20 protein-coding genes are annotated in these 22,730 nt (G+C 35.3%); all 20 read left to right on the forward strand.

The window, feature by feature from the left end:
* Positions 1 to 4 precede the first annotated feature (4 nt).
* Positions 5 to 1,084, forward strand: a complete 1,080-nt coding sequence (locus GH741_RS06255) for a protein-glutamate methylesterase/protein-glutamine glutaminase (protein ID WP_153735924.1) — start codon at positions 5 to 7, stop codon at positions 1,082 to 1,084.
* A 4-nt stretch (positions 1,085 to 1,088) separates the two neighbouring features.
* Complete coding sequence (locus GH741_RS06260) at positions 1,089 to 3,131, forward strand: chemotaxis protein CheA (protein WP_153735925.1); 2,043 nt, start codon at positions 1,089 to 1,091, stop codon at positions 3,129 to 3,131.
* A gap of 12 nt (positions 3,132 to 3,143) precedes the next feature.
* Entirely contained in the window at positions 3,144 to 3,617 is a 474-nt protein-coding gene (locus GH741_RS06265; protein WP_153735926.1) for a chemotaxis protein CheW, read from the forward strand.
* Position 3,618: 1 nt separating this feature from the next.
* A complete protein-coding gene (locus tag GH741_RS06270) occupies positions 3,619 to 4,254 on the forward strand; it encodes a chemotaxis protein CheC (protein ID WP_153735927.1) in 636 nt (211 codons plus the stop codon).
* Entirely contained in the window at positions 4,251 to 4,748 is a 498-nt protein-coding gene (locus tag GH741_RS06275) for a chemotaxis protein CheD (protein WP_153735928.1), read from the forward strand. Before GH741_RS06270 ends, GH741_RS06275 begins: the two co-directional genes overlap by 4 nt.
* Before the next feature lie 45 nt (positions 4,749 to 4,793).
* Positions 4,794 to 5,555, forward strand: coding sequence for a FliA/WhiG family RNA polymerase sigma factor (locus tag GH741_RS06280; protein ID WP_153735929.1), 762 nt, complete (start codon positions 4,794 to 4,796; stop codon positions 5,553 to 5,555).
* 74 nt (positions 5,556 to 5,629) lie between these two features.
* Positions 5,630 to 6,997: a DUF342 domain-containing protein gene (locus GH741_RS06285; protein WP_153735930.1), complete on the forward strand. Its 1,368-nt coding sequence runs from the start codon at positions 5,630 to 5,632 to the stop codon at positions 6,995 to 6,997.
* Positions 6,998 to 7,029: 32 nt separating this feature from the next.
* The gene (locus GH741_RS06290; protein WP_153735931.1) at positions 7,030 to 7,329 is read left to right on the forward strand and encodes a hypothetical protein; all 300 of its coding nucleotides are present in this window, start codon (positions 7,030 to 7,032) and stop codon (positions 7,327 to 7,329) included.
* A 15-nt stretch (positions 7,330 to 7,344) separates the two neighbouring features.
* Positions 7,345 to 7,863, forward strand: coding sequence for a hypothetical protein (locus tag GH741_RS06295; RefSeq protein ID WP_153735932.1), 519 nt, complete (start codon positions 7,345 to 7,347; stop codon positions 7,861 to 7,863).
* Between the two features lie 159 nt (positions 7,864 to 8,022).
* Positions 8,023 to 8,754, forward strand: a complete 732-nt coding sequence (gene rpsB / locus GH741_RS06300; RefSeq protein WP_153735933.1) for a 30S ribosomal protein S2 — start codon at positions 8,023 to 8,025, stop codon at positions 8,752 to 8,754.
* A gap of 216 nt (positions 8,755 to 8,970) precedes the next feature.
* Complete coding sequence (tsf, locus tag GH741_RS06305; protein ID WP_153735934.1) at positions 8,971 to 9,855, forward strand: translation elongation factor Ts; 885 nt, start codon at positions 8,971 to 8,973, stop codon at positions 9,853 to 9,855.
* 260 nt (positions 9,856 to 10,115) lie between these two features.
* Entirely contained in the window at positions 10,116 to 10,847 is a 732-nt protein-coding gene (gene pyrH, locus GH741_RS06310) for a UMP kinase (RefSeq protein ID WP_153735935.1), read from the forward strand.
* Positions 10,840 to 11,397, forward strand: coding sequence for a ribosome recycling factor (frr, locus tag GH741_RS06315; RefSeq protein ID WP_153735936.1), 558 nt, complete (start codon positions 10,840 to 10,842; stop codon positions 11,395 to 11,397). Before pyrH ends, frr begins: the two co-directional genes overlap by 8 nt.
* A gap of 205 nt (positions 11,398 to 11,602) precedes the next feature.
* Positions 11,603 to 12,373: an isoprenyl transferase gene (locus tag GH741_RS06320; protein WP_153735937.1), complete on the forward strand. Its 771-nt coding sequence runs from the start codon at positions 11,603 to 11,605 to the stop codon at positions 12,371 to 12,373.
* Positions 12,374 to 12,385: 12 nt separating this feature from the next.
* Positions 12,386 to 13,177, forward strand: a complete 792-nt coding sequence (locus tag GH741_RS06325) for a phosphatidate cytidylyltransferase (RefSeq protein WP_153735938.1) — start codon at positions 12,386 to 12,388, stop codon at positions 13,175 to 13,177.
* A gap of 23 nt (positions 13,178 to 13,200) precedes the next feature.
* A complete protein-coding gene (locus GH741_RS06330) occupies positions 13,201 to 14,346 on the forward strand; it encodes a 1-deoxy-D-xylulose-5-phosphate reductoisomerase (protein WP_153735939.1) in 1,146 nt (381 codons plus the stop codon).
* A 16-nt stretch (positions 14,347 to 14,362) separates the two neighbouring features.
* Complete coding sequence (gene rseP / locus GH741_RS06335) at positions 14,363 to 15,619, forward strand: RIP metalloprotease RseP (protein ID WP_153735940.1); 1,257 nt, start codon at positions 14,363 to 14,365, stop codon at positions 15,617 to 15,619.
* 33 nt (positions 15,620 to 15,652) lie between these two features.
* Positions 15,653 to 17,356, forward strand: coding sequence for a proline--tRNA ligase (locus tag GH741_RS06340; RefSeq protein ID WP_153735941.1), 1,704 nt, complete (start codon positions 15,653 to 15,655; stop codon positions 17,354 to 17,356).
* A 158-nt stretch (positions 17,357 to 17,514) separates the two neighbouring features.
* Positions 17,515 to 21,807 carry a PolC-type DNA polymerase III gene (locus tag GH741_RS06345; protein ID WP_153735942.1) on the forward strand — a complete coding sequence of 1,431 codons (4,293 nt, stop codon included), beginning with the start codon at positions 17,515 to 17,517 and terminating at the stop codon, positions 21,805 to 21,807.
* A gap of 443 nt (positions 21,808 to 22,250) precedes the next feature.
* A complete protein-coding gene (gene rimP / locus GH741_RS06350) occupies positions 22,251 to 22,724 on the forward strand; it encodes a ribosome maturation factor RimP (RefSeq protein ID WP_153735943.1) in 474 nt (157 codons plus the stop codon).
* Positions 22,725 to 22,730 lie beyond the last annotated feature (6 nt).

A 22,730-nucleotide genomic window follows, 5' to 3' on the forward strand; every position in this document is an offset into this window, starting at 1 on the left:
TATCATGAAAGAAATTAAAGTTTTAGTGGTAGATGATTCAGCTTTTATGAGAAAAGTAATCTCTGATATCTTAAATTCCAGCCCGGAAATTAATGTGATAGGCACGGCAAAAAATGGTGAAGATGCACTAATTAAATTAAAACAATTATCACCTGATGTACTTACTTTGGATGTGGAAATGCCGATTATGAATGGTATTTCTACATTAAATATAATCATGAGGGAGATGCCACTTCCTGTGATTATGTTGTCCAGTTTAACGAAAGAAGGAACTGATAAAACAATTCAAGCGATGTCACTTGGTGCTGTTGATTTTATCACCAAACCTTCGGGTCCAATCTCATTGGATATTGAAAAAGTTAAGGGTGAAATTATTGATAAGGTTATAGCCGCTAGTAAGACATCTATACATAAGTATGTAACAAAGGGTGCTCAGTTAGAATCCAAGAACAAGAGTACGGATTTTAGGTTTCAAAACAATAGTTCAAGCATTGGTTCAAGTGGAGCCATTGTAGCAATTGGAACATCAACAGGAGGTCCGCGTGCACTCCAACAAGTTTTAACCAATTTACCTGAAGATTTTCCAGCACCAATAGTAGTTGTACAACATATGCCACCAGGATTCACTAAATCGTTGTCAAACAGACTCAATACATTATCCAAGATTAAAATAAAAGAAGCTGTCGATGGTGAATTGCTTTTAAAGGGAACTGCATACATTGCTCCAGGTGGCTATCACCTAAGAGTGAAAGAGAGTGGAAAGTCCTTAACAGCTCACGTTTCTCAAGATCTTCCTAGAAATGGTCATCAGCCTTCGGTAGATGTGCTGTTTGAGTCGTTAGTAAAACAGCAAATGTTTCAAACTTATGCAGTAATTATGACTGGTATGGGTTCTGATGGAACAAAAGGAGCAAAAGCTTTAAAAGAAGTAAAAAGCGACACAGTTATCGTAGCCGAATCGGAGAAGTCCGCCATAGTTTATGGAATGCCACAAGCTGTGATAAAAACAAATTTAGTAGATTACATCGAAGAGTTGGATAACATAAGTAGCTTACTGATAGACAAAATAAAAAATCAGAGGTGATGTTATGGAAATGAATGAATATCTTGAGGTATTTATTGAGGAAAGTAAAGAACACATTCAATCGTTAAACAACCATTTATTAGTCTTAGAAAAGAATCCTTCTAGCATGGAAATAATAAACGAGATATTTAGATCAGCACATACATTAAAGGGGATGTCCGCTACCATGGGTTATAAAGATTTAGCAAATCTAACCCATAAAATGGAAAACGTTTTGGATGCAGTTAGAAATAAGCAACTTGTAATTAATTCTGACATTCTAGACGTAGTTTTAAATGCGGTTGATCATTTGGAAGCGATGGTAATAGATATCGCAAATGGTGGAGATGGTAAGTGTAATGTCGAATCATTAGTGGCTAAGCTAGATTTGATTGAAAATGGAGAAACAATTGTTCAAGACAAATCTGATTCTAATGAAATGGATAGTAGTCAAAACTATAATAGTAGCATCGTTAATACTTTAGATGAATTTGAGATTACGATATTACAAGAATCGGAAGAAAAAAACTATTCTAATTTACAAATAACTATTAAATTAAGAGAAGACTGTTTATTGAAGGCTGCTCGTGTGTACATGGTTTTTGAAGTTCTAGAGCAGATTGGTGAAGTAATTAAATCTGTCCCAACTGTAACTGCACTAGAGGAAGAAAAATTCGAACATGAATTCACAGTTTTGTTAGTGACAAAAGAAAAAACAGAGCATATCAAAAAGAAAATAATGAAAGTTTCAGAAGTTGATCTAGTTACCATTGTATCGTTTTCTGTTGAAGGTATAAAAAAACAAGTAAAACAAGCAAGTGGACAAATACATCAAAGTGCAGAAAATAGTCAGCTTGAAGTAGCATCAACGTTAGAAATAACGGCTGAGAACAACACAAGCAATAGTAAAACAGTAATAAATAACAAAACAATTCGAGTGAATATTGACCGTTTAGATGCCTTAATGAATCTATTTGAAGAGCTTGTAATAGATAGAGGTAGACTAGAGCAGATTTCAGATCAATTAAAACATGTTGAATTACAAGAGACTGTCGAACGTATGACTAGAATCTCAGGTGACTTACAAACAATTATATTAAATATGCGGATGGTTCCTGTTGATCAAGTATTTAACAGATTTCCTCGAATGGTAAGACAATTGGCTAAGGACCTAGCTAAGGAAATACGAATTGTAGTTAATGGAGCAGATACTGAATTGGATCGAACCGTTATAGATGAAATCGGGGATCCATTAGTCCATCTAATTCGAAATGCTATTGATCATGGTATTGAATCTCCTGAAGTTAGGAAAAAAAATGGCAAATCACCAGAAGGATTACTAGAATTAAATGCCTATCATAGTGGAAATCACGTCTTTATTGAAATCTCAGATGATGGTGCCGGGATTAGCAAAGAAAAAGTGATAAACAAAGCAATTTCAAATGGAGTAATAACTAGTGATCAAGCGAGTCAACTAAGTGACAAACAGGTCTATCAGCTAATTCTTGAAAGTGGATTCTCTACTGCTGAAACAATTTCAGATGTTTCCGGACGCGGGGTTGGACTGGATGTAGTTAAAAATACGATTGAGTCCCTAGGTGGCAATGTATCAATAGAATCTGAGTTAGGAAAAGGTTCAGTATTCTCTATTCAATTACCTTTAACACTATCAATAATATCTGTTCTTTTAGTTGAGGTAGAAAAAGAAAAATACGCTATACCATTATCTTCCATTATTGAAACGGCTATTGTTGATAAGTCCGAAATTTTAAGTGCTCATAACAAGAAGGTAATTGATTTCCGAGGCAAAGTAGTGCCTTTAATCTCTATTAAGGAAGTTTTTGATGTTCCAAGAACAATGGAAAAAGACGAGTTTTATTCAATTGTTATCATTAGAAAAGGTGACAAGATGGCTGGGTTAATTGTTGGCACATTTATTGGTCAACAAGAAGTAGTTCTCAAATCACTTGGTGACTATTTGACTAATGTTTTTGCTATATCAGGTGCAACAATTCTTGGTGATGGACAAGTAGCACTTATTATTGATACAAATTCTCTAATTAAATAAGGAGGCTTTCCAATGACTGAAGTAAATGATCAAGAAATTAAAGCGATTATTTTCCAATTGAAGAATGAGGAGTATGCAATTTCCGTTCAGCAAGTAGGTTCCATTGAAAGAATGCAGCATATTACTAGAGTCCCTCAAACATCAGAATTCGTTAAAGGGGTTATTAACCTGAGGGGCGTAGTAACACCTATTATCGATTTAAGAAAACGTTTCGGTATTGAAGAATCAGAATTTACTGACAGTACTAGAATTATTATCGTCTATATTGATGGTTTGGAAGTGGGGCTTATTGTTGATGCCGCATACGATGTAATCGATATTCCACAATCAGCTATCGAACCTCCACCAGAAGTTATCGGTACAGTAGATGTTGATTATATCGAGGGCGTTGCCAAAGTTGATTCGCGTTTGCTTATTCTATTGAATATGAAAGAGGTACTCTCAAGTAAAGAAGTAAAAATATTAAAAAGTGTTGAGAATAGTTAACATGTCTTTCATAGAAAATCTGACAAGTTATCAATTGGATATTCTCAAAGAAATCGGCAATATTGGATCTGGAAACGCTGCAACTTCTTTATCAAAGCTCCTAAACCGACCGATTGACATGGAAGTTCCTTCTGTCCGAGTGTTGAGTTTCGATGAAACGATGGAGATTGTCGGTGGCCCAGATGAAACAATTGTTTCTGTATTTCTGAGGATTCAAGGTGATGCTCCTGGTAGTATGTTTTTTGTATTATCACCAGGGCAAGCGGAGCAATTTGTACATCAAATTACAGGTAATACAGATTTTTCTTTTGCTTCTCCACCGTTTGAAGAAATGGGATTATCTGTCCTCCATGAAGTCGGGAATATTCTTGCGGGAACTTATTTATCAGCATTATCTGATTTTACTAAAATTAACATGCAACCGTCAGTACCTGCTTTAAATATTGATATGGCCGGTGCTATTCTGTCGCAAGGATTGATGGAATTATCCCGAGAAAGTGATTATGCGATCATCATTGATACTACATTTAATGACAATGATAAAAACAATGCCCAGATACAAGGACATTTCTTTTTGTTACCAGATCCGGAGTCATTTGAGAAAATTTTTGTATCCTTAGGTGTTCAGGACCAATGAATATAACAAATAATATAGTAAAAGTAGGAATTGCAGATATGAAGATGGTTGAGGCCCCAGAGGTTATAAGAACTTCAGGTTTGGGTTCTTGTGTAGGGGTCGTTGTTTATGATCTTTCTCTAAAGATTGCAGGTATGGCACATGTAATGTTGCCAGATTCAAATCTATCTAAGAGAGAAAATTTAAATGAACTAAAATATGCTGATACAGCTATCGACATTTTGTATAGCACGATTATTGACAACGGAGCTAGAAAATTTGCATTGAAAGCTAAGATTGCTGGTGGAGCCCAGATGTTTTCATTTAATTCTACTAAAGATGTCTTACGAGTTGGAAATAGAAATATTGAAGCCGTTATCGAAAGGTTAAATAAGCATCGAATTCCAATCATATCCAGTGACACAGGTGGTAATAGTGGTCGAACGATAGAGTTTGATCCGTCGACAGGTGTCTTGAAAATTAAGACAGTCAATACTGGTGAAACGGAAATATAGAGTGATGCTAGTAATAAGGATAAGCAAGACAAAGAGGTGATTAATATGTCCAAATCAACAACTGTATATGATCAACACCTATGGGACAACTGGATAAAAAATAAAGATAATGAAGCTGCTGACCAACTTATTAAAAAGTATTTTTATTTAGTTAATTATCATGTTCAACGTATTGCAATTCATTTACCTAGCAGTGTAAGTAAAGATGATATAACTAGTTTAGGTTTATTTGGTCTTTATGACGCACTTAATAAGTTTGAACCTAGTAGAGATTTGAAGTTTGATACCTACGCCTCATTTCGCATTCGAGGTGCTATTATGGATGGGTTGCGAAAAGAAGATTGGCTTCCAAGGTCTATCCGTGACAAGGCAAAAACCATTGAGCGGGCTTCACAATCATTAGAGCAGCAGTTACAGCGTCAACCAACATCCGAAGAAATAGGAGTAGTAGTTGGTCTATCGGCGAAGAGTGTAGAAGAGGTTGTTAAGGATACTTTGTTTGTTAATGTATTATCTATCGAGGAAAAACCGAAGAGTTCTCATGAGGATTATAAAGAGGGAATTGGCTACCATATACCAAGTGATCCTAGTAATAGTCCAGAACATCACATCTTAAAAGCGGAAAATATTCAGGATATGGAAGCTGCAATTAAAGCTTTAAATGAGAATGAACAGATGGTAGTTAGTTTATTTTATAAGGAGGAGCTCACTCTTACAGAAATTGGTCATGTCCTAGACCTAACTACTTCACGTATTTCCCAAATACATAAACGAGCAATATTCAAACTAAGAAAGCAGTTGTCCTAACTCTTAGCTAATAATTTAGACGGTCGATAGCTAATATCTCTTAAACTAAAATTGTAAACAGAGGGGATAGCTTGATGGAGCAATTTGATAATTGGTTTGATTTAATTATCTCAAAAGATCTTATGACTGTATCGATAAATTGTAAAGAGGATTGTCCTATAGATTTTGACTGCAGTAAAGAAGATTTAATCCGGTATCTGGTGTCCAAAAAGATTAAGTATGGAATTATTGATGAGGAATTAACTAGATTACTAGATGCAAACAAGACTTTACAAGATTCAATAACAATAGTAAAAGGTAAGCCTCCCGAAAAAGGTATGGATGGTTTCATTCACTACATCGGTGAGCAAAGTATTAGGATAGAACAAGAAAAAAAGAAAAGCTTTAGAGATGTAACAAAGATACCATCCGTTAAAGAAGGAGAAAAGCTAGCATACATTACCAATGCTACCGCTGGTGAAAAGGGGATTAACATACTAGGTGAAATTGTTGATCCAATCCCAGGAAAACCTTTAAAAATAAGAGCGGGGAAAAATGTAAGATTTGATGAACAAGAAAACACATTTTTTGCAACTGCTAATGGACAACTAAGTTTCGGTGAAAAAGTAATTCATGTTCATCCATTGTTTGAAATTAAAGGAGATTTGAGTCTGAAAACAGGAAACCTAGATTTTGTTGGATCGGTGACTATCTATGGAAATGTTCCAACAGGGTATTCTGTAAAAGCAGAAGGTGATGTTAGGATTTTCGGATTGGTAGAAGCGGCTTATATTAAAGCGGGTGGTTCGGTTCAGATTTCTGAAGGAATTGCTGGGCTTAAGAAGGGAACCGTCCAAGCTGGACTTGATATTAAGATTGGTTATATCAATCAGGCAAAAATTGAGGCTGGTAGAGACATCATAGTAGAAAACTCTATTTTACATAGTGATTGTGTTGCGCAAAATAACATTAGATGTCAAAATGGTAATATCATTGGTGGTATTTTGTCAGCTGGTAAGATTATTGAGGCAAAGGATATTGGTAATAAAATGAATACCAAAACCGACCTAGCTTTTGGGATCAACACAAAACTAAAAGAACAAGAAAAAGAGTTGCATACTAGAAAAAAAGATCTTATAACCAATAAAATGAAGTTGGAGATTATCGGTAATAGTTTGACAGATAAAGAAAAATTGGGTCTATCTTCGAAAGAAAAGATTTTACTGTTAAAACAACGGCACTCAATGGAGAAAACATCGCTACAACTTGAAGAAGTAACTCAAGAACTTGATCTATTAGAGGTGCAAATCGGTGACCTTGAAGGGATGAAATTAATTGTTAAAGGTCGTCTATATTCAAATGTTTATATTTCGTTCGGAAAATATCTAAGGAAAATTACTAAAACCAGACAATATGTAAGCGCTACGTTAAACAGCCGTGAAATAACAATTCAGTCGCTTTAAAACTATTGACTCCGAGAAGGATGCGATGAAAAATGAGTTGGAAATCGGTCGAAATGCAGGTGGCACTACCTAGAGTTCAAGATGCAGGTAAAATTCAAGAACAATTGCAGCAAAGAGGACAACTTCTTCAAGATACTATTTCAAACAATCAATTATTGACGGAAGAATTAAAACGAAAGAAAGTTAATGATTATAACCAAAAAGACAATGTAAATAACAAAAAAAAAGAGGATTCCAATAAGCAATATCGTGAGGGGCATGAACATTCCGAAGAGTCTGAGAACACCTCAGATCATCCTTTTTTGGGGAAACAAATCGATTTTAACGGTTAAAGGGGAGGGAATGCAGTGGTTTATCTTTTACTATTAATAAGTTTTCTTCTCCACATTATATTTTTTATCATACTAAAGTCATTCAATGATCGTATAAAACAATCTGTGGAATTGGAATCTATGCAAAAACAACATACAAAAGAAATTGAGGATTTACTATCAGTTTATTTGCTGGAGATAAAGGAAGAGAATGATTCGTTGCTGAATGCAATAAATAATCAGGAATACCCGGAGGATGTTGAATTAACAAAGCCTTCCAAAATTGCTAGCATAAAGGGAAAGAATACAGCTTCAACTATGACTGGTGAAAAAACAACAATCCGACAATTATATCAATCAAAACAAGTCGACGAGACTTCATTATACACTCCTCCATCGATAGACGAGGTACAGGATACTGTTGAACAAACCATTTCCGGAAAGGTTTATACCTTATATAGTCAAGGTGATTCCATTGAAACTATCGCAAGAAAACTAGACTGCGGGAAGACGGAAATAGAATTAATGTTAAAATTCCATCGAAAAAACTCATAATATTGCTTGATTGCTCTTATTCCATATGTTATATTTACTTTTGGTGTTAATTACACACGTTTGTGGATTATGTAAGAGGTGCTAATCTATGTATTAGTTCTTACGTAAAGATGAAGCGAACGGAGGATAAAAAAACCAAAATACAGGAGGAAATTATTCATGGCAGTTATTTCAATGAAACAATTACTTGAAGCTGGTGTGCATTTCGGTCACCAGACACGCCGTTGGAACCCAAAGATGAAGAAGTATATCTTCACTGAGCGTAACGGTATTTACATTATTGACCTTCAAAAGACTGTAAAGAAGGTTGACGAAGCTTACAACTACGTAAAAGAAGTTGCTGCAAATGGCGGTACTATTCTTTTCGTTGGTACTAAGAAACAAGCTCAGGAATCTGTAAGAGATGAAGCAATTCGCTCTGGAATGTACTTCATTAACCAACGTTGGTTAGGTGGTACTCTTACAAACTTCGGTACAATTCGTAAACGTATTAATCGTTTAAAAGATATTGAGCGTATGGAAGAAGATGGTACTTTTGAGGTACTTCCAAAGAAAGAAGTTGTAGGACTTCTTAAGGAAAAAGAACGCCTAGTTAAGTTCTTAGGTGGAATTAAAGAAATGACTAAATTACCAGATGCATTGTTTATTATTGATCCACGCAAGGAACGCATCGCAGTAGCAGAAGCTCACAAATTAAACATTCCTATCGTAGGTATTGTTGATACTAATTGTGATCCTGATGAAATCGACTATGTTATCCCAGCTAACGATGATGCAATTCGTGCTGTGAAACTTCTTACTGGTAAAATGGCTGATGCTATTTTAGAAGCTAAACAAGGTGAAGTTACAGAAGAAGCAGAAGCAGAAGTAGTAACTGAAACTGCAGAATAATTAGAGGTTGGCGGGTGATAAGAGGGGAACCTTTTATCACCTTTTTTTAAGAAAAATCTCAATGGATAAAACATCCATTGCTGACAGTTAGTAGGTATGAATATTACGATACTTGGTGAACATTTTAAAATCAGGTGTAATGTTACCTATAGCCTAAAAAAGTTGTTGGTAGGCGTTATTTTGAAAATAACTGCTAATATAAGGAGGAAATTTAATATGACTGTAACTGCTAAAATGGTTAAAGAACTTCGTGAAAAAACTGGTGCAGGAATGATGGATTGTAAAAAAGCTCTACAAGAAACTGATGGGAATATTGACAATGCGATAGACTACCTTCGTGAGAAAGGTATTTCTAAAGCTGCTAAAAAGGCTGATCGAATTGCTGCAGAAGGTTCTACACATGTTGAAGTCGATGGAAATACTGCTGTGCTAATTGAGGTTAATTGTGAAACGGATTTTGTAACAAAAAATGATCAGTTTAAAAACTTACTTAATGAACTAGGAAAACACCTAATTAAACAAAAACCGGAATCAGTAGAGGCTGCTTTACAACAAAACCTTCATGGTGATGGAGAAAACTTGGAGCAATATATTAATGCTAACATCGCTAAAATTGGAGAAAAGCTTTCATTGCGTAGATTTACAATTTTTGAGAAAACAGATAATGATGCATTCGGAGCATATATCCACATGGGTGGAAATATCGGCGTAGTAACTGTTTTAGAAGGTACTACTGACGAGAATACTGCTAAGGACATCGCAATGCATGTTGCTGCTGTTAACCCTCGTTATATTTCTCGTGACGTAGTCTCGGAGGAAGAAGTAGAAAAAGAACGTGAAATGTTGAAGGCACAAGCATTAAGTGAAGGAAAACCAGAAAAGATTGTTGAAAAAATGGTAGAAGGTCGTCTTGGTAAATTTTTCGAAGAAATTTGTTTGTTAGAACAAAATTTTGTTAAAGATCCTGACCAAAAAGTTAAAAAGATCGTTGAAAGTAAAGGTGCAACCTTAAAAGGATTTGTTCGTTACCAAGTAGGAGAAGGTATGGAAAAACGTGCAGATAATTTTGCTGAAGAAGTAATGAGCCAAGTCAAAAAATAAGGATTACTGCTTGAGTAGGGGACACACAGTGTTCCCTATTTTTCAACAGCTAAACATGGTTAGTGGTTAACTAACTAAACGACCTTATAAAAAAAAGAATTCTGGAAAAATTAATTACTACACCCCAATAAGTAGTGGAAATCTAGGGATAGAGGAAAAGTAACTTTATTCCTTCAGGATTCGTTTTAGAACTAAAGTATGAAAAAAATAAAAGTAAATGCTATTATAATAAATAAGTACATATCATACTGGAGGTAATTATGACAACTGCTCGTTACCGTAGAATTGTGTTAAAATTAAGTGGAGAAGCCCTAAGTGGAGATCAAGGATATGGAATCGAACCAAAAGTAATTCAATCGATAGCCCATCAGGTTAAAGAGGTTGCTGAACTAGGTGTAGAGGTCGCTGTTGTGGTTGGTGGAGGTAACATATGGCGCGGTAAGGTTGGTAGTGAAATGGGTATGGACCGTGCTAATGCCGATTATATGGGTATGTTAGCTACAATCATGAACTCGTTAGCGCTCCAAGACAGTCTAGAAAATCTTGGTATTCCAACCCGTGTACAAACATCAATTGAAATGAGACAGGTAGCTGAACCATATATTAGACGGAAAGCAATACGTCATTTAGAGAAAAAACGAGTGGTAATATTTGCTGCTGGTACTGGAAATCCTTATTTTTCTACTGATACAACTGCTGCTTTGCGAGCTGCTGAGATTGAAGCTGATGTTATTCTAATGGCAAAAAATAATGTGGATGGTGTGTACACTTCAGATCCAAAATTAAACAAAGATGCGACAAAATATGAAGAATTGTCTTACCTAGAAGTCTTGAATGAAGGATTAGGAATAATGGATTCCACTGCATCATCATTATGTATGGATAATGACATTCCACTATTAGTCTTCTCTATTTCTGAGGAAGGTAATATCAAGCGTGCTGTTCTAGGTGAAAAAATTGGTACTATTATAAGGGGGAAAAATAATGTCTAAAGAAGTAATTAATGAAACTCAATCTAAAATGGCTCAGGCGGTTCAAGCATTTTCTAAACAATTGGCTACGGTCAGAGCAGGACGAGCAAACCCATCATTACTGAATGGAATTTATGTAGACTATTATGGCGCACCTACACCACTGAATCAGTTAGCTTCTATTTCCGCGCCTGAAGCTCGTCTATTAGTAATTACACCTTTTGATAAAACTTCTACTGGGGATATTGAGAAAGCAATTCAAAAGGCTGATTTAGGCTTGTCTCCATCGAGCGATGGAAATGTTATTCGGATCAATATTCCAGCTTTAACGGAAGAAAGACGTAAGGATCTTGCTAAGGTTGTTGGTAAGTTTGCTGAAGAAGCTAAAGTTCAGGTGAGAAATATTCGAAGAGATTCAAATGATCTTCTAAAGAAATCTGAAAAAAATGGTGACATAACAGAGGACGATTTACGTGGTTTCCATGATGACGTTCAACAGGAAACAGACAAGTATATTGGTGAAATTGATAAATTAGTTGTGGAAAAAGAAAAAGAAATTATGGAAGTTTAAGTTGATAACATGTAAAATAAGTTATGAATAAAGACCCTCTTTAAAAAGGGGGTTTTTGTATGTTATTAAGATTAGGCAATTAATAAAGTCCACAACAAGTTCTAATTATTGTTATGCAGTACGAGGCTATCTTTTATTTCACAAAGAAAAGTTATATACTTGTATGATATTATATATGTTGGTAGGCAATCATGGAGGATTTATTATGCTATTAATTAAACTTCCGTTTCTAAATAAAAAAACAGCGGATCAGACAATTAAAAATGAACTAAAACAAGATAACTTGCCTAAACATGTGGCTATTATAATGGATGGCAATGGTCGTTGGGCAAAAAAACGAGGATTGCCTCGATTTGCTGGGCATAAACAGGGTATGGATAATGTGAAAAACATTGTAAGAGTAGCAAATAAAAACAAGATTCAAATCCTTACATTATATGCATTTTCTACTGAAAATTGGAAACGTCCAAAAAGTGAAGTGGACTACTTGATGAAGTTACCGATGGAGTTTCTTAATACATATTTACCTGAATTAATTGAAGAAAATGTTCGAATACAAACAATTGGTGATTTTAATGAGTTACCACAACATACTCGTAAGGCTGTTGAAGAAGCCGTAGATAAAACAAGTTCAAATAACGGTTTGATTCTTAATATTGCTTTGAATTATGGTAGTAGATATGAAATAATCCAAGCAATCAAGCGAGTTGCAACAGATGTAAGCTCAAATAATATAGCGATTGAAGATATAGATGATGATTTATTTGGGGAGTATCTTTATACCAAACATTTACAGGACCCGGACTTATTAATTCGAACTAGTGGTGAACAACGTTTAAGTAATTTTTTATTGTGGCAATCTGCATATACTGAATTTTGGTTTACGGATGCATTTTGGCCAGACTTTGATGAAATTCTATTTGAAAAAGCCCTTAACGACTATCAGAATAGGAAACGTCGTTATGGTGGCATATAGGGTGTGAACTAGATGAAAACAAGAATTATTACAGCTATTGTTGCTATACTTTTATTCTTTCCTTTTGTATTTTATGGTGGGTGGTCATTTCATTTAATAATGTATCTTATTGCGTCGATTGGATTATTGGAGCTTCTTAAAATGAGGAAGATGACAACTTATCCAGTTCCGACAATTATTACATTACTTTTACTATGGGGATTACTGTTCCCTAATGAGGACTATACCCTTATTAAAGGTTTTCACTTATCAAAATCAGAGATAACTTTGTTCGTTGTATTATTGTTATTATCTTACACGGTTTTAGTGAAGAATAAATTCACTTTTGAAGATGCTGGTTTTTTAGTGTTATCGGCAATTTATGTTGGGTTGGGTTTTTATTATTTTATGGAAACTCAAGAAGCTGGACTAAGATATGTTTTCTATGCAATCGTTGTTATTTTAGCTACTGATACAGGAGCATATTTTTTTGGACGAGCATTGGGGAAGAGAAAACTATGGCCTGAAATTAGTCCTAATAAAACAATTGAAGGAGCTATTGGAGGAATAGTCCTAGCATGTGTAGTTGCATTTATATTCCATATGTTTGTACCAGTACATCCTTCTACATTGGTCGTGTTAATTGTTACAGTCTTAGCTTCTGCATTTGGACAAATAGGAGATCTTGTTGAATCCGCATTTAAGAGATATTACAATGTTAAAGATTCAGGGAAAATTCTACCTGGACATGGTGGTATTTTAGACCGTTTTGATAGTTGGATATTTGTTTTTCCTTTATTGCATTTTATTCAATTTATTTCATAGGATGAGACATAGGAGCGTGCCGTATGAAGAAAATCACATTATTAGGTGCTACGGGATCAATCGGTTTACAAACATTAGATATTATACGTCAGCATCCAGAACAATTTGAATTATACGCCTTAGCATTCGGGAAAAATATAGACAAGGCTATCCCAATCATTAAAGAATTTAATCCTAATAAAATAGTTGTACTAGATAATGAGACAAAAAGAAAATTAGAGAATTTCGTGAATCATAATTATATCTTAGCAGGTAATGAGGGTATGATAGAGGTATGTGTTGATCCAACCACTGATATTGTTATAAATGCAGTAATGGGAAGTGTTGGTCTTGAAGCAACCCTTCAAGCAATTAAAGAGAAAAAACAAATTGCTATAGCTAATAAAGAAACACTAGTTACTGCCGGTCATTTAGTGATGGGAGAGGCAAAAAGGAATAATGTAACCTTACTACCAGTTGATAGTGAGCACTCTGCGATTTTTCAATGTCTAAATGGTGAAAATAGGGAAGAAGTTAGTAAGATTATATTGACAGCATCAGGTGGTAGCTTCCGTGATAAAACAAGGGAGGAATTAGCTAACGTCACTGTGGAAGATGCCTTGAATCATCCTAATTGGAGTATGGGTGCAAAGATTACAGTAGATTCTGCTACAATGATGAATAAAGGATTAGAAGTAATAGAGGCGCATTGGTTATTTGATATCCCATATGAACAAATAGAAGTTATTCTTCATAAAGAAAGTGTTATTCACTCTATGGTTGAGTTCCGTGATAACAGTGTTATCGCTCAGTTAGGCTCACCAGATATGAGAGTTCCCATTCAATATGCTTTGACACATCCTAAAAGACTCGAGCTTTCTCAATCCAAGAAACTAGACTTAGTTGAAATTGGACAGCTTCACTTTAGCAAAATGGATATGGAACGATTTTCATGCTTAGGGATGGCATACTATGCAGGAAAAGAAGGTGGAACAATGCCTACTGTATTAAATGCTGCAAATGAAGTCGCCGTTGATTTGTTTCTAAAAGGAAGAATTTCTTTTTTAGAAATTGAATCTATGATTGATAAAGCTATCAATAGTCATATTACTATTAAATCCCCTGATTTAGAAACTATTTTAGAGATTGATCAACAAACAAGAAAGCAAGTAACATCTTACATAAACTAAAAGGAGCGTGCTATATTTGACCACCATCATTGCATTTATATTAATGTTTGGTCTGCTTGTGTTTGTTCATGAGTTCGGCCATTTTATATTCGCAAAAAGGGCTGGAATGTTAGTCCGAGAATTTGCGATAGGATTTGGGCCTAAAGTCTTTTCGTTTAAAAACAACGAGACACTATATACAATAAGACTTTTACCCCTTGGTGGATACGTTCGTGTAGCAGGGGAAGATCCGGAAATAATTGATTTAAAAGCAGGCCAACATATAGGTTTAGAATTCAACGATGAAGGTGACGTTAACAAAATTATTGTTAACAATAAATCCAAGCACCCTAATGCACATGTTATCGAGATTGAGAAAGCTGATCTTGATCATGCCTTAGCTATTACAGGCTATGAAGTTGATGAAGAAGAAAAGCTTCACTTTAAAGTTGATCCTAAAGCAGTATTTGTGATGGATGAAACAGAAACACAAATTGCACCTTATGATAGACAGTTTGCTTCAAAAACAGTTTCACAAAGGGCAATGCAGCTATTTGCTGGACCGATGATGAATTTCATTCTGACCATCGTGATTTTTATACTCCTTGGATTTATGCAAGGAATTCCAGCTGATAATGCATTAATAGGTGATGTTCAAGAAGATAGTCCTGCCGCAGAAGCAGGTTTCCAAAAGGGAGACGAAATTGTACAAATTGAAGGAACACCCATATCTAAATGGGAAGAATTTCAACAAACAGTACAAAACAATCCTGAAAATGAGTTGTCTATGACTGTTAATCGTAATAATGAAATGATTGAGTTAAATGTAATTCCGAGAAGACTTGAAACACAGGATATGGTTATTGGGCAGGTAGGAGTTCAAATTGCCTTAGAGAAGTCATTTATTAAAGCAGTACCATACAGCTTTGAACAAACATATATGTGGGCGAAATTGATATTAGTCAACCTTGGAAAATTAGTGACTGGTCAATTTTCTATTGATATGCTGTCAGGTCCTGTAGGTATCTATGATGCTACAGACCAAATTGTTCAAACAGGCTTTATGAATTTCTTGTCGTGGACAGCAGCACTGAGTGTTAATTTGGGAATAATTAATTTACTGCCTTTACCAGCGCTTGATGGCGGAAGATTACTATTTGTAGGATTGGAAGCAGTAAGAGGAAAACCGATTGATCCTCATAAAGAAGGTGTAGTCCACTTCATAGGTTTTGCACTATTGATGCTACTAATGATTGTGGTAACTTGGAACGACATTCAACGATTGTTCTTATAAAAAAAAGATAGTTCTAATTAGAGGTGAAAATGGATGAAACAAAGTGAAACACTAATACCAACGCTTAGAGAAGTGCCTGCAGATGCCGATATAAAAAGTCATCAATTATTACTTAGAGCAGGTTTCATCCGTCAGACCGCGTCTGGCGTGTACAGTTTTTTACCATTAGGTAAGCGTGTGTTACGAAAAGTTGAAGAAATTGTTAGAGAAGAAATGGACAATGCTGGTGCTAGTGAGATGTTCATGCCAGCGTTGCAACCATCTGAACTGTGGATGGAAACGGGAAGATGGAACACGTTTGGACCAGAATTGATGCGCCTTCGCGATAGACACGACAGAGAGTTTGCGCTTGGTGCGACACATGAAGAGATAATAACTAGTTTGATTAGAGATGAAGTTAAAAGTTATAAAAAGCTACCATTGAAGTTATATCAGATTCAAACAAAGTTTAGAGATGAAAAACGACCTAGATTTGGATTATTACGTGGGAGAGAGTTCATCATGAAGGATGCTTATTCCTTTCATGATTCATTTGAAAGTCTAGATACTGCTTACCAAAAAATGTACCAAGCCTATTCAAATATATTCAGTCGTTGTGGATTGAATTTTAGAGCAGTAATAGCAGATTCAGGTGCAATGGGTGGTAAAGATACTCATGAATTTATGGTTTTATCAGAGGTAGGAGAAGACACAATTGCTTATTCCGACACTTCTGATTACGCGGCTAATATTGAAATGGCGCCAGTAGTAACAAACTATACTAAATCGAGTGAAGAATTAAAAGAAATGGAAAAAGTAGCAACACCAAATCAAAAGACAATGCAGGATGTAGCAGATTTTCTGAATCATTCTCTTGCCAAAGGTTTAAAGACATTAATGTTTAAAGTAGATGACAAATTAGTCTTAGTCGTTACACGTGGTGACCATGAAGTTAATGATATTAAGCTGAAAAACCTTTTCGAAGCAAGTATTGTTGAACTGGCTACAGAGGAAGAAACAAAAACAGCCATCGGAGCTGGTTTTGGTTCTCTAGGTCCAGTTAATGTTAGTGAAGGAATTGAAGTGGTTGCTGATAGTGCTGTTCAATATGTTAGTAATGTCTCGTGTGGGGCTAATGCCGATGGCTATCATTATGTGAACGTAAATCCTGATCGAGATTTTCAAATTAGCCAGTACGCTGATTTAAGGTTTATTGAGGAGGGAGATCCTTCTCCTGATGGGAATGGTACCATTCTATTTGCAAAAGGAATCGAAGTAGGACATGTTTTTAAATTAGGGAAATTCTATGCGGAAAAAATGGGTGCTAAATATTTAGATGATCAAGGTAAAGCAAATACAATGATTATGGGATGTTACGGCATTGGGGTTTCTAGAACATTAGCTGCTATTGTTGAACAATACCATGATGAAAATGGGATTACTTGGCCAACTAAAGTAGCGCCTTTCCATGTTCATTTGATTGCTATTAATTCTAAAAAAGAGGAACAGAAGCAGTTAGCTGATGAAGTTTATCAAACATTAAAATCAGCAGGTATTGAAGTGTTATATGACGATAGAAAAGAACGTGCCGGTGTAAAGTTTGCTGACAGTGATCTAGTAGGAATTCCGTATAGAATCACAGTAGGAAAAAGGGCTGACGAAGGCTATGTCGAGTTTAAACATAGAACAACTGGCGAGCAATCTGAGCTTCATCAATCTGAATTGTTAGAAAGTATAAAAAAATTATTGGAAGTGTAGTTATTAAAACCCTTGTCGAATTCTCTGATGACAAGGGTTTTAATTAGTAGTAAAATAATTAGTGTACCAACCATGTATAGTTTATTTTAATCCATGGTTATTTGTACTTGAGTCCGGTAGTAATCGAAACTGATTACTGGATACGGGGAGGCAGAATAATGGACATTTCCAGCAATGATAGAATGAGCATATTATTAAAACAAATTAACATGCCACAAGATCTTATTGAAGAACACTTTAATGAAAGTTCTTTGTCGAAATTAGAAGTTTTTAAAAAGAATAAACTGTGGCATTTTCATATACATCTTTCTACGGTATTACCACCATCAGTATATAAAGTTTTCTCACTGAAATTGCAAGAAACTTTTTCTCAATTAGCTTTAATTGAGTGGACAATTTATACAGATAAAAAGACATTAGTTGAACAGGATGTCTGTGATTATTGGCAAGACTTTATTTTGTCGCTAAAAGATTTATCACCTGCATATCGAGATTTAGTACACGAACAAAAACCTCGAATCAACGGAAATAAAGTTTTGATAACTGCAAGAAACGATGCCGAAGGGAACGCTTTGAAAAAAAGACTAGAGCCGGGGTTCAAGAACTATTGTCACCGGATCGGCTCTCACAGCTATACTATTGAGGTTGATGTTAAAACAGAACTAGAAGATATCCAGAAATTCAGAGAACAAAAAGCTATAGAAGATCAAATGTTAGTTCAAAGGGCTGTCCGTGATAAAGAGGAAAGAGCAAAACATAAACCTGAGAATGCCCCTGAAGGTCCTGTTATGATTGGAAACAGAATTCAAGATCAAGCTGAGCCCATGGAAAATATCTTAGAGGAAGAAAGAAGTAAAGTTATTCAAGGTTATGTCTTTGATGTTGACGTTAGAGAGCTACGTTCAGGTCGTCATTTACTAATAATCAAGGTAACTGATTATACAGATTCATTCCAAATTAAGAAGTTTTCAAAAGGCGATCAAGATGCAGCAATGTTCCAGCAAGTGAAAAAAGGAATGTGGATTAAAGGACGAGGAACGATTCAAACAGATACCTTTACTAATGAACTTACAATGATGGCAAATGATATTAATCAAGTTGTAGCAGATGAAAGATTGGATAAAGCAGCTGAGGGCGAAAAACGTGTGGAATTACACGCTCATACAACTATGAGCCAAATGGATGCAGTTGTCTCCGCCTCTAAATTGGTCGAACAGGCTGCAAAATGGGGACACAAAGCAATTGCAATTACAGATCACGCTGTTGCTCAGTCATATCCTGAAGCCTATGCTTCAAGTAGTAAGCATGGAATAAAGGCAATTTACGGGTTAGAAGCGAATGTTGTTGATGATGGAGTCCCAATTGCTTACAATGAAACCGATGTTGACTTAGGTGATGCTACATACGTAGTGTTTGATGTTGAGACAACGGGTCTTTCAGCTGTTTACGATACAATTATCGAGTTAGCTGCTGTTAGAATAAAAGATGGTGATATTGTAGATCGCTATGAGTCATTTGCAAATCCGCATCACCCTTTATCTCAAACTACAACAGATTTAACTGGAATTACTGATGATATGGTTAAAGATGCACCTGAAGTGGATGAAGTAATAAAAGAATTCCATCAATGGATGGGTAATGATATTTTAGTTGCACATAATGCTAGTTTTGATATGGGCTTTTTAAATGAGGGACTAAAAAGAATTGATTACGAAAAAGCTAGTAACCCTGTGATAGACACATTAGAGCTAGCAAGGTTTTTATTCCCTGACAACAAGAACCACCGCCTTAATACATTGTGTAAACTGTTGGACATTGAATTAACTCAACACCATAGAGCAATATATGATGCTGAGGCTACTGGATATTTGTTATGGAAGCTTGTTAAGAAGGTAGATGAATTAGGGATAACAAACCACAAACAATTTAATCAACATATGGGTGAAGGAAATGCTTATCAGCGATCACGTCCGTTCCATGTAACCCTATTAGCACAAAATGAAATAGGGTTAAAAAATATCTATAGACTTGTGTCTTTAGCACATGTTGATTATTTTTACCGAGTACCACGAATTCCGAGATCTCAATTACAGAAATATCGGGAAGGTATTCTTGTTGGATCCGGGTGTGATAAAGGTGAGGTATTTGAAACAATGATGCAAAAGTCAAAGGATGAAGCGGAAAAAATAGCAGAGTTCTATGACTATATTGAAATACAACCGCCTTCGAACTACAATCATTTAATGGAAAGAGAACTTGTACAAAATGAAGCTCAGATTTTTGATATATTAAGAAATATTGTAGAAATGGCAGAACGCTTAAATAAAAAGTGTGTAGCTACAGGAAATGCCCATTATATTGACAAAGAGGACAAGCTGTACCGTCAAATTTTAATAGCGTCACAAAAAGGGAATCCACTTAATCGACAAACACTCCCAGATGTACATTTTAGAACAACAGACGAAATGCTTGAATGCTTTAAATTTCTTGGTAAGGATTTAGCTAAAGAAGTAGTGGTGACTAACACCCAGTATATTGCTGATTCAATTGACTCTATAAAACCAATTAAAGAAGATTTATATACTCCTAATATCGATGGCGCTGAGGATGAGATTAGGGAGATGAGTTACAATCGAGCTAGAGCCGTTTATGGCGAGTCATTACCAGAATTAGTAGAAAAGCGAATCGAAAAAGAATTGAAAAGTATCATTGGACACGGTTTCGCAGTTATTTATTTGATTTCTCATAAATTAGTTAAAAAATCATTGGATGATGGATATTTGGTTGGTTCACGTGGCTCAGTTGGTTCTTCTCTAATTGCCACATTAACAGAAATTACAGAGGTAAACCCGCTTCCACCACATTATGTGTGTACATCATGTCAATTTAATGAGTTCTTTAATGATGGCTCAGTTGGTAGTGGTTTCGATTTACCTGAAAAAGTCTGTCCTAATTGCTCTACTAATTTGAAAAAAGATGGTCAGGATATCCCATTTGAGACATTCCTAGGATTTAAAGGAGACAAGGTTCCCGATATTGATTTGAATTTCTCTGGTGCATATCAGTCTAAAGCTCATAACTATACTAAAGTATTATTTGGAGAGGACAAGGTATTTAGGGCTGGTACGATTGGTACCGTAGCTGAAAAGACTGCCTATGGCTATGTGAAGGGTTATGCGGGTGATCAACAGTTACAAATTAAAAATGTTGAGGTTGATCGACTCGTACAGGGATGTACTGGTGTAAAACGGACTTCAGGACAACACCCAGGTGGAATAATTGTTGTTCCGGATGATAAGGAAATTTATGATTTTACACCAATACAATTTCCAGCTGATGACAAAAACTCTGAATGGAAAACAACTCATTTTGATTTCCATTCTATTCATGACAATCTCTTGAAGCTAGATATCCTTGGACATGATGATCCAACCGTAATAAGGATGTTGCAGGATTTAAGTGGTATAGATCCGAAGACAATACCAACAGATGATAAAGAGGTAATGAAAATTTTCTCTGGACCAGATGTGCTGGGTGTAACCTCAGAACAAATAATGTGCAAAACTGGAACCTTGGGTGTACCGGAATTTGGTACGAAATTTGTTCGACAAATGCTTGAAGACACTAAACCAAAAACATTTGCAGAGCTTGTTATCATTTCAGGTTTATCCCACGGTACAGATGTTTGGTTAGGTAACGCACAGGAATTAATAAATAAAGGAATTTGTAAACTTCCTGATGTAATTGGTTGTCGTGATGATATCATGGTTTATTTGATGCATAAGGGATTAGATGCGTCTCTTGCATTTAAAATTATGGAGTTTGTTCGTAAAGGAAAAGGCCTACAAGATGAGTGGATAGATGAAATGAAGAAAAATAATGTACCAGATTGGTATATTGACTCTTGTAAGAAAATTAAGTATATGTTCCCTAAAGCTCACGCAGCTGCCTATGTATTAATGGCTGTAAGAATTGCCTATTTCAAAGTTCATTATCCTATTTTCTTTTATGCAGCGTATTTCTCTGTACGTGCAGGTGACTTCGATTTAGATGTAATGGTAAAGGGGAGTGCACCAATTAAAAAAAGAGTAGAAGAAATTATTTCCAAAGGTAATGATGCTTCACCTAAGGAGAAGAACTTGCTAACTGTATTAGAGATAGCTCTAGAAATGAACGAAAGAGGGTTTTCATTTCAAAAAGTTAATCTATATAATTCAAGTGCCACAGACTTTATCGTTGATGGAAACACGTTAATTCCTCCATTTAATGCAGTTGATGGATTGGGCACAAACGCCGCTTTGAATATTGTCAAAGTAAGAGAAGATGGAGATTTTCTCTCAAAGGAAGATTTACGTGAGCGAAGTAGAATTTCTAAGACGGTATTAGAATATTTAGATAATCATGGGTGTTTAGAAGGAATGGCTGACGCCAATCAACTATCTTTGTTTTAAAATAAAACTTGATTAAACTAACACATATATTCACTAACTGTTTTATGTGAATATGTGTGTTATTTGTAACCTATAGTAAACATGGGATATTCTTGCATTAACTTGTAAGATGTGGTATATTTTTGGTGGTAAGCATTGATACGTAGGAAAGAAGGAGTGGGGAAACCCACTCTTTCTTTCATACTTGTTTGCATTTTGTTCTGTTTCTGTCGCAGACAGATGTGAAGCTAGGTCCCTGGAATAGGATGGAAACTGATAAGTTCCCCTTGCCGATCAGTAATGGCAGGGGTTTTGTTGTTACTTTTTTGGTTTAGTGATATTAAATTAACTGTTACTCATAAAGAATATACAATTCATTAAATGAAAGAAACGTAATTGAGTATACTAATCAAAAATACTTATCAGAACATTTATTCTTATGTTTTCTGAAGGAGGGAAAATAATTGAGCAATAAAGTTGCAGAAAAGACAGAGGAATTAGTCCAACCAATACTTAAGGAATTAAATTTAAATCTCGTTGATATCGAATTTGAAAAAGAGGGAAAAAACTGGTTTCTACGTGTTTTTGTTGATAAAGATGGCGGTGTAGATATTGAAGAATGTGGTCAGGTATCCGAAAAACTAAGTGAGAAATTAGATAATGAAGATCCTGTAACCATTCCATATTTCTTAGAGGTTTCCTCTCCTGGAGCAGAACGTCCATTAAAAAGAAGAGAAGATTTCCATAAGAACATCGAAAATACTATCTATATAAAGCTATATGAACCACTTGATGATGAGAAAGAATACGAAGGTATTTTAAAATCATTTGAAGAAGACATAGTTACTTTGGAAGTCAAAGTAAAAACACGGAAAAAAGAGATAGAAATCCCATTTGAAAAAATCGCAAAGGCTCGATTAGCAGTAACTTTTAATTAAAGGGGG

Source organism: Aquibacillus halophilus (assembly GCF_009649745.1).
GTDB classification, from domain to species: Bacteria; Bacillota; Bacilli; order Bacillales; family Amphibacillaceae; genus Aquibacillus; species Aquibacillus halophilus.

Excerpts from the sequence above, each read along its gene's own strand:
- GH741_RS06290 (WP_153735931.1), top strand. The coding sequence starts at position 7,030 with ATGAGTTGGAAATCGGTCGAAATGCAGGTGGCACTACCTAGAGTTCAA.
- pyrH (WP_153735935.1), top strand. The coding sequence starts at position 10,116 with ATGACAACTGCTCGTTACCGTAGAATTGTGTTAAAATTAAGTGGAGAA.
- GH741_RS06260 (WP_153735925.1), top strand. The coding sequence starts at position 1,089 with ATGGAAATGAATGAATATCTTGAGGTATTTATTGAGGAAAGTAAAGAA.
- GH741_RS06280 (WP_153735929.1), top strand. The coding sequence starts at position 4,794 with ATGTCCAAATCAACAACTGTATATGATCAACACCTATGGGACAACTGG.
- GH741_RS06325 (WP_153735938.1), top strand. The coding sequence starts at position 12,386 with ATGAAAACAAGAATTATTACAGCTATTGTTGCTATACTTTTATTCTTT.
- GH741_RS06270 (WP_153735927.1), top strand. The coding sequence starts at position 3,619 with ATGTCTTTCATAGAAAATCTGACAAGTTATCAATTGGATATTCTCAAA.
- tsf (WP_153735934.1), top strand. The coding sequence starts at position 8,971 with ATGACTGTAACTGCTAAAATGGTTAAAGAACTTCGTGAAAAAACTGGT.
- GH741_RS06265 (WP_153735926.1), top strand. The coding sequence starts at position 3,144 with ATGACTGAAGTAAATGATCAAGAAATTAAAGCGATTATTTTCCAATTG.
- GH741_RS06345 (WP_153735942.1), top strand. The coding sequence starts at position 17,515 with ATGGACATTTCCAGCAATGATAGAATGAGCATATTATTAAAACAAATT.
- GH741_RS06320 (WP_153735937.1), top strand. The coding sequence starts at position 11,603 with ATGCTATTAATTAAACTTCCGTTTCTAAATAAAAAAACAGCGGATCAG.
- rpsB (WP_153735933.1), top strand. The coding sequence starts at position 8,023 with ATGGCAGTTATTTCAATGAAACAATTACTTGAAGCTGGTGTGCATTTC.
- GH741_RS06255 (WP_153735924.1), top strand. The coding sequence starts at position 5 with ATGAAAGAAATTAAAGTTTTAGTGGTAGATGATTCAGCTTTTATGAGA.
- GH741_RS06330 (WP_153735939.1), top strand. The coding sequence starts at position 13,201 with ATGAAGAAAATCACATTATTAGGTGCTACGGGATCAATCGGTTTACAA.
- GH741_RS06275 (WP_153735928.1), top strand. The coding sequence starts at position 4,251 with ATGAATATAACAAATAATATAGTAAAAGTAGGAATTGCAGATATGAAG.
- GH741_RS06340 (WP_153735941.1), top strand. The coding sequence starts at position 15,653 with ATGAAACAAAGTGAAACACTAATACCAACGCTTAGAGAAGTGCCTGCA.
- GH741_RS06285 (WP_153735930.1), top strand. The coding sequence starts at position 5,630 with ATGGAGCAATTTGATAATTGGTTTGATTTAATTATCTCAAAAGATCTT.
- frr (WP_153735936.1), top strand. The coding sequence starts at position 10,840 with ATGTCTAAAGAAGTAATTAATGAAACTCAATCTAAAATGGCTCAGGCG.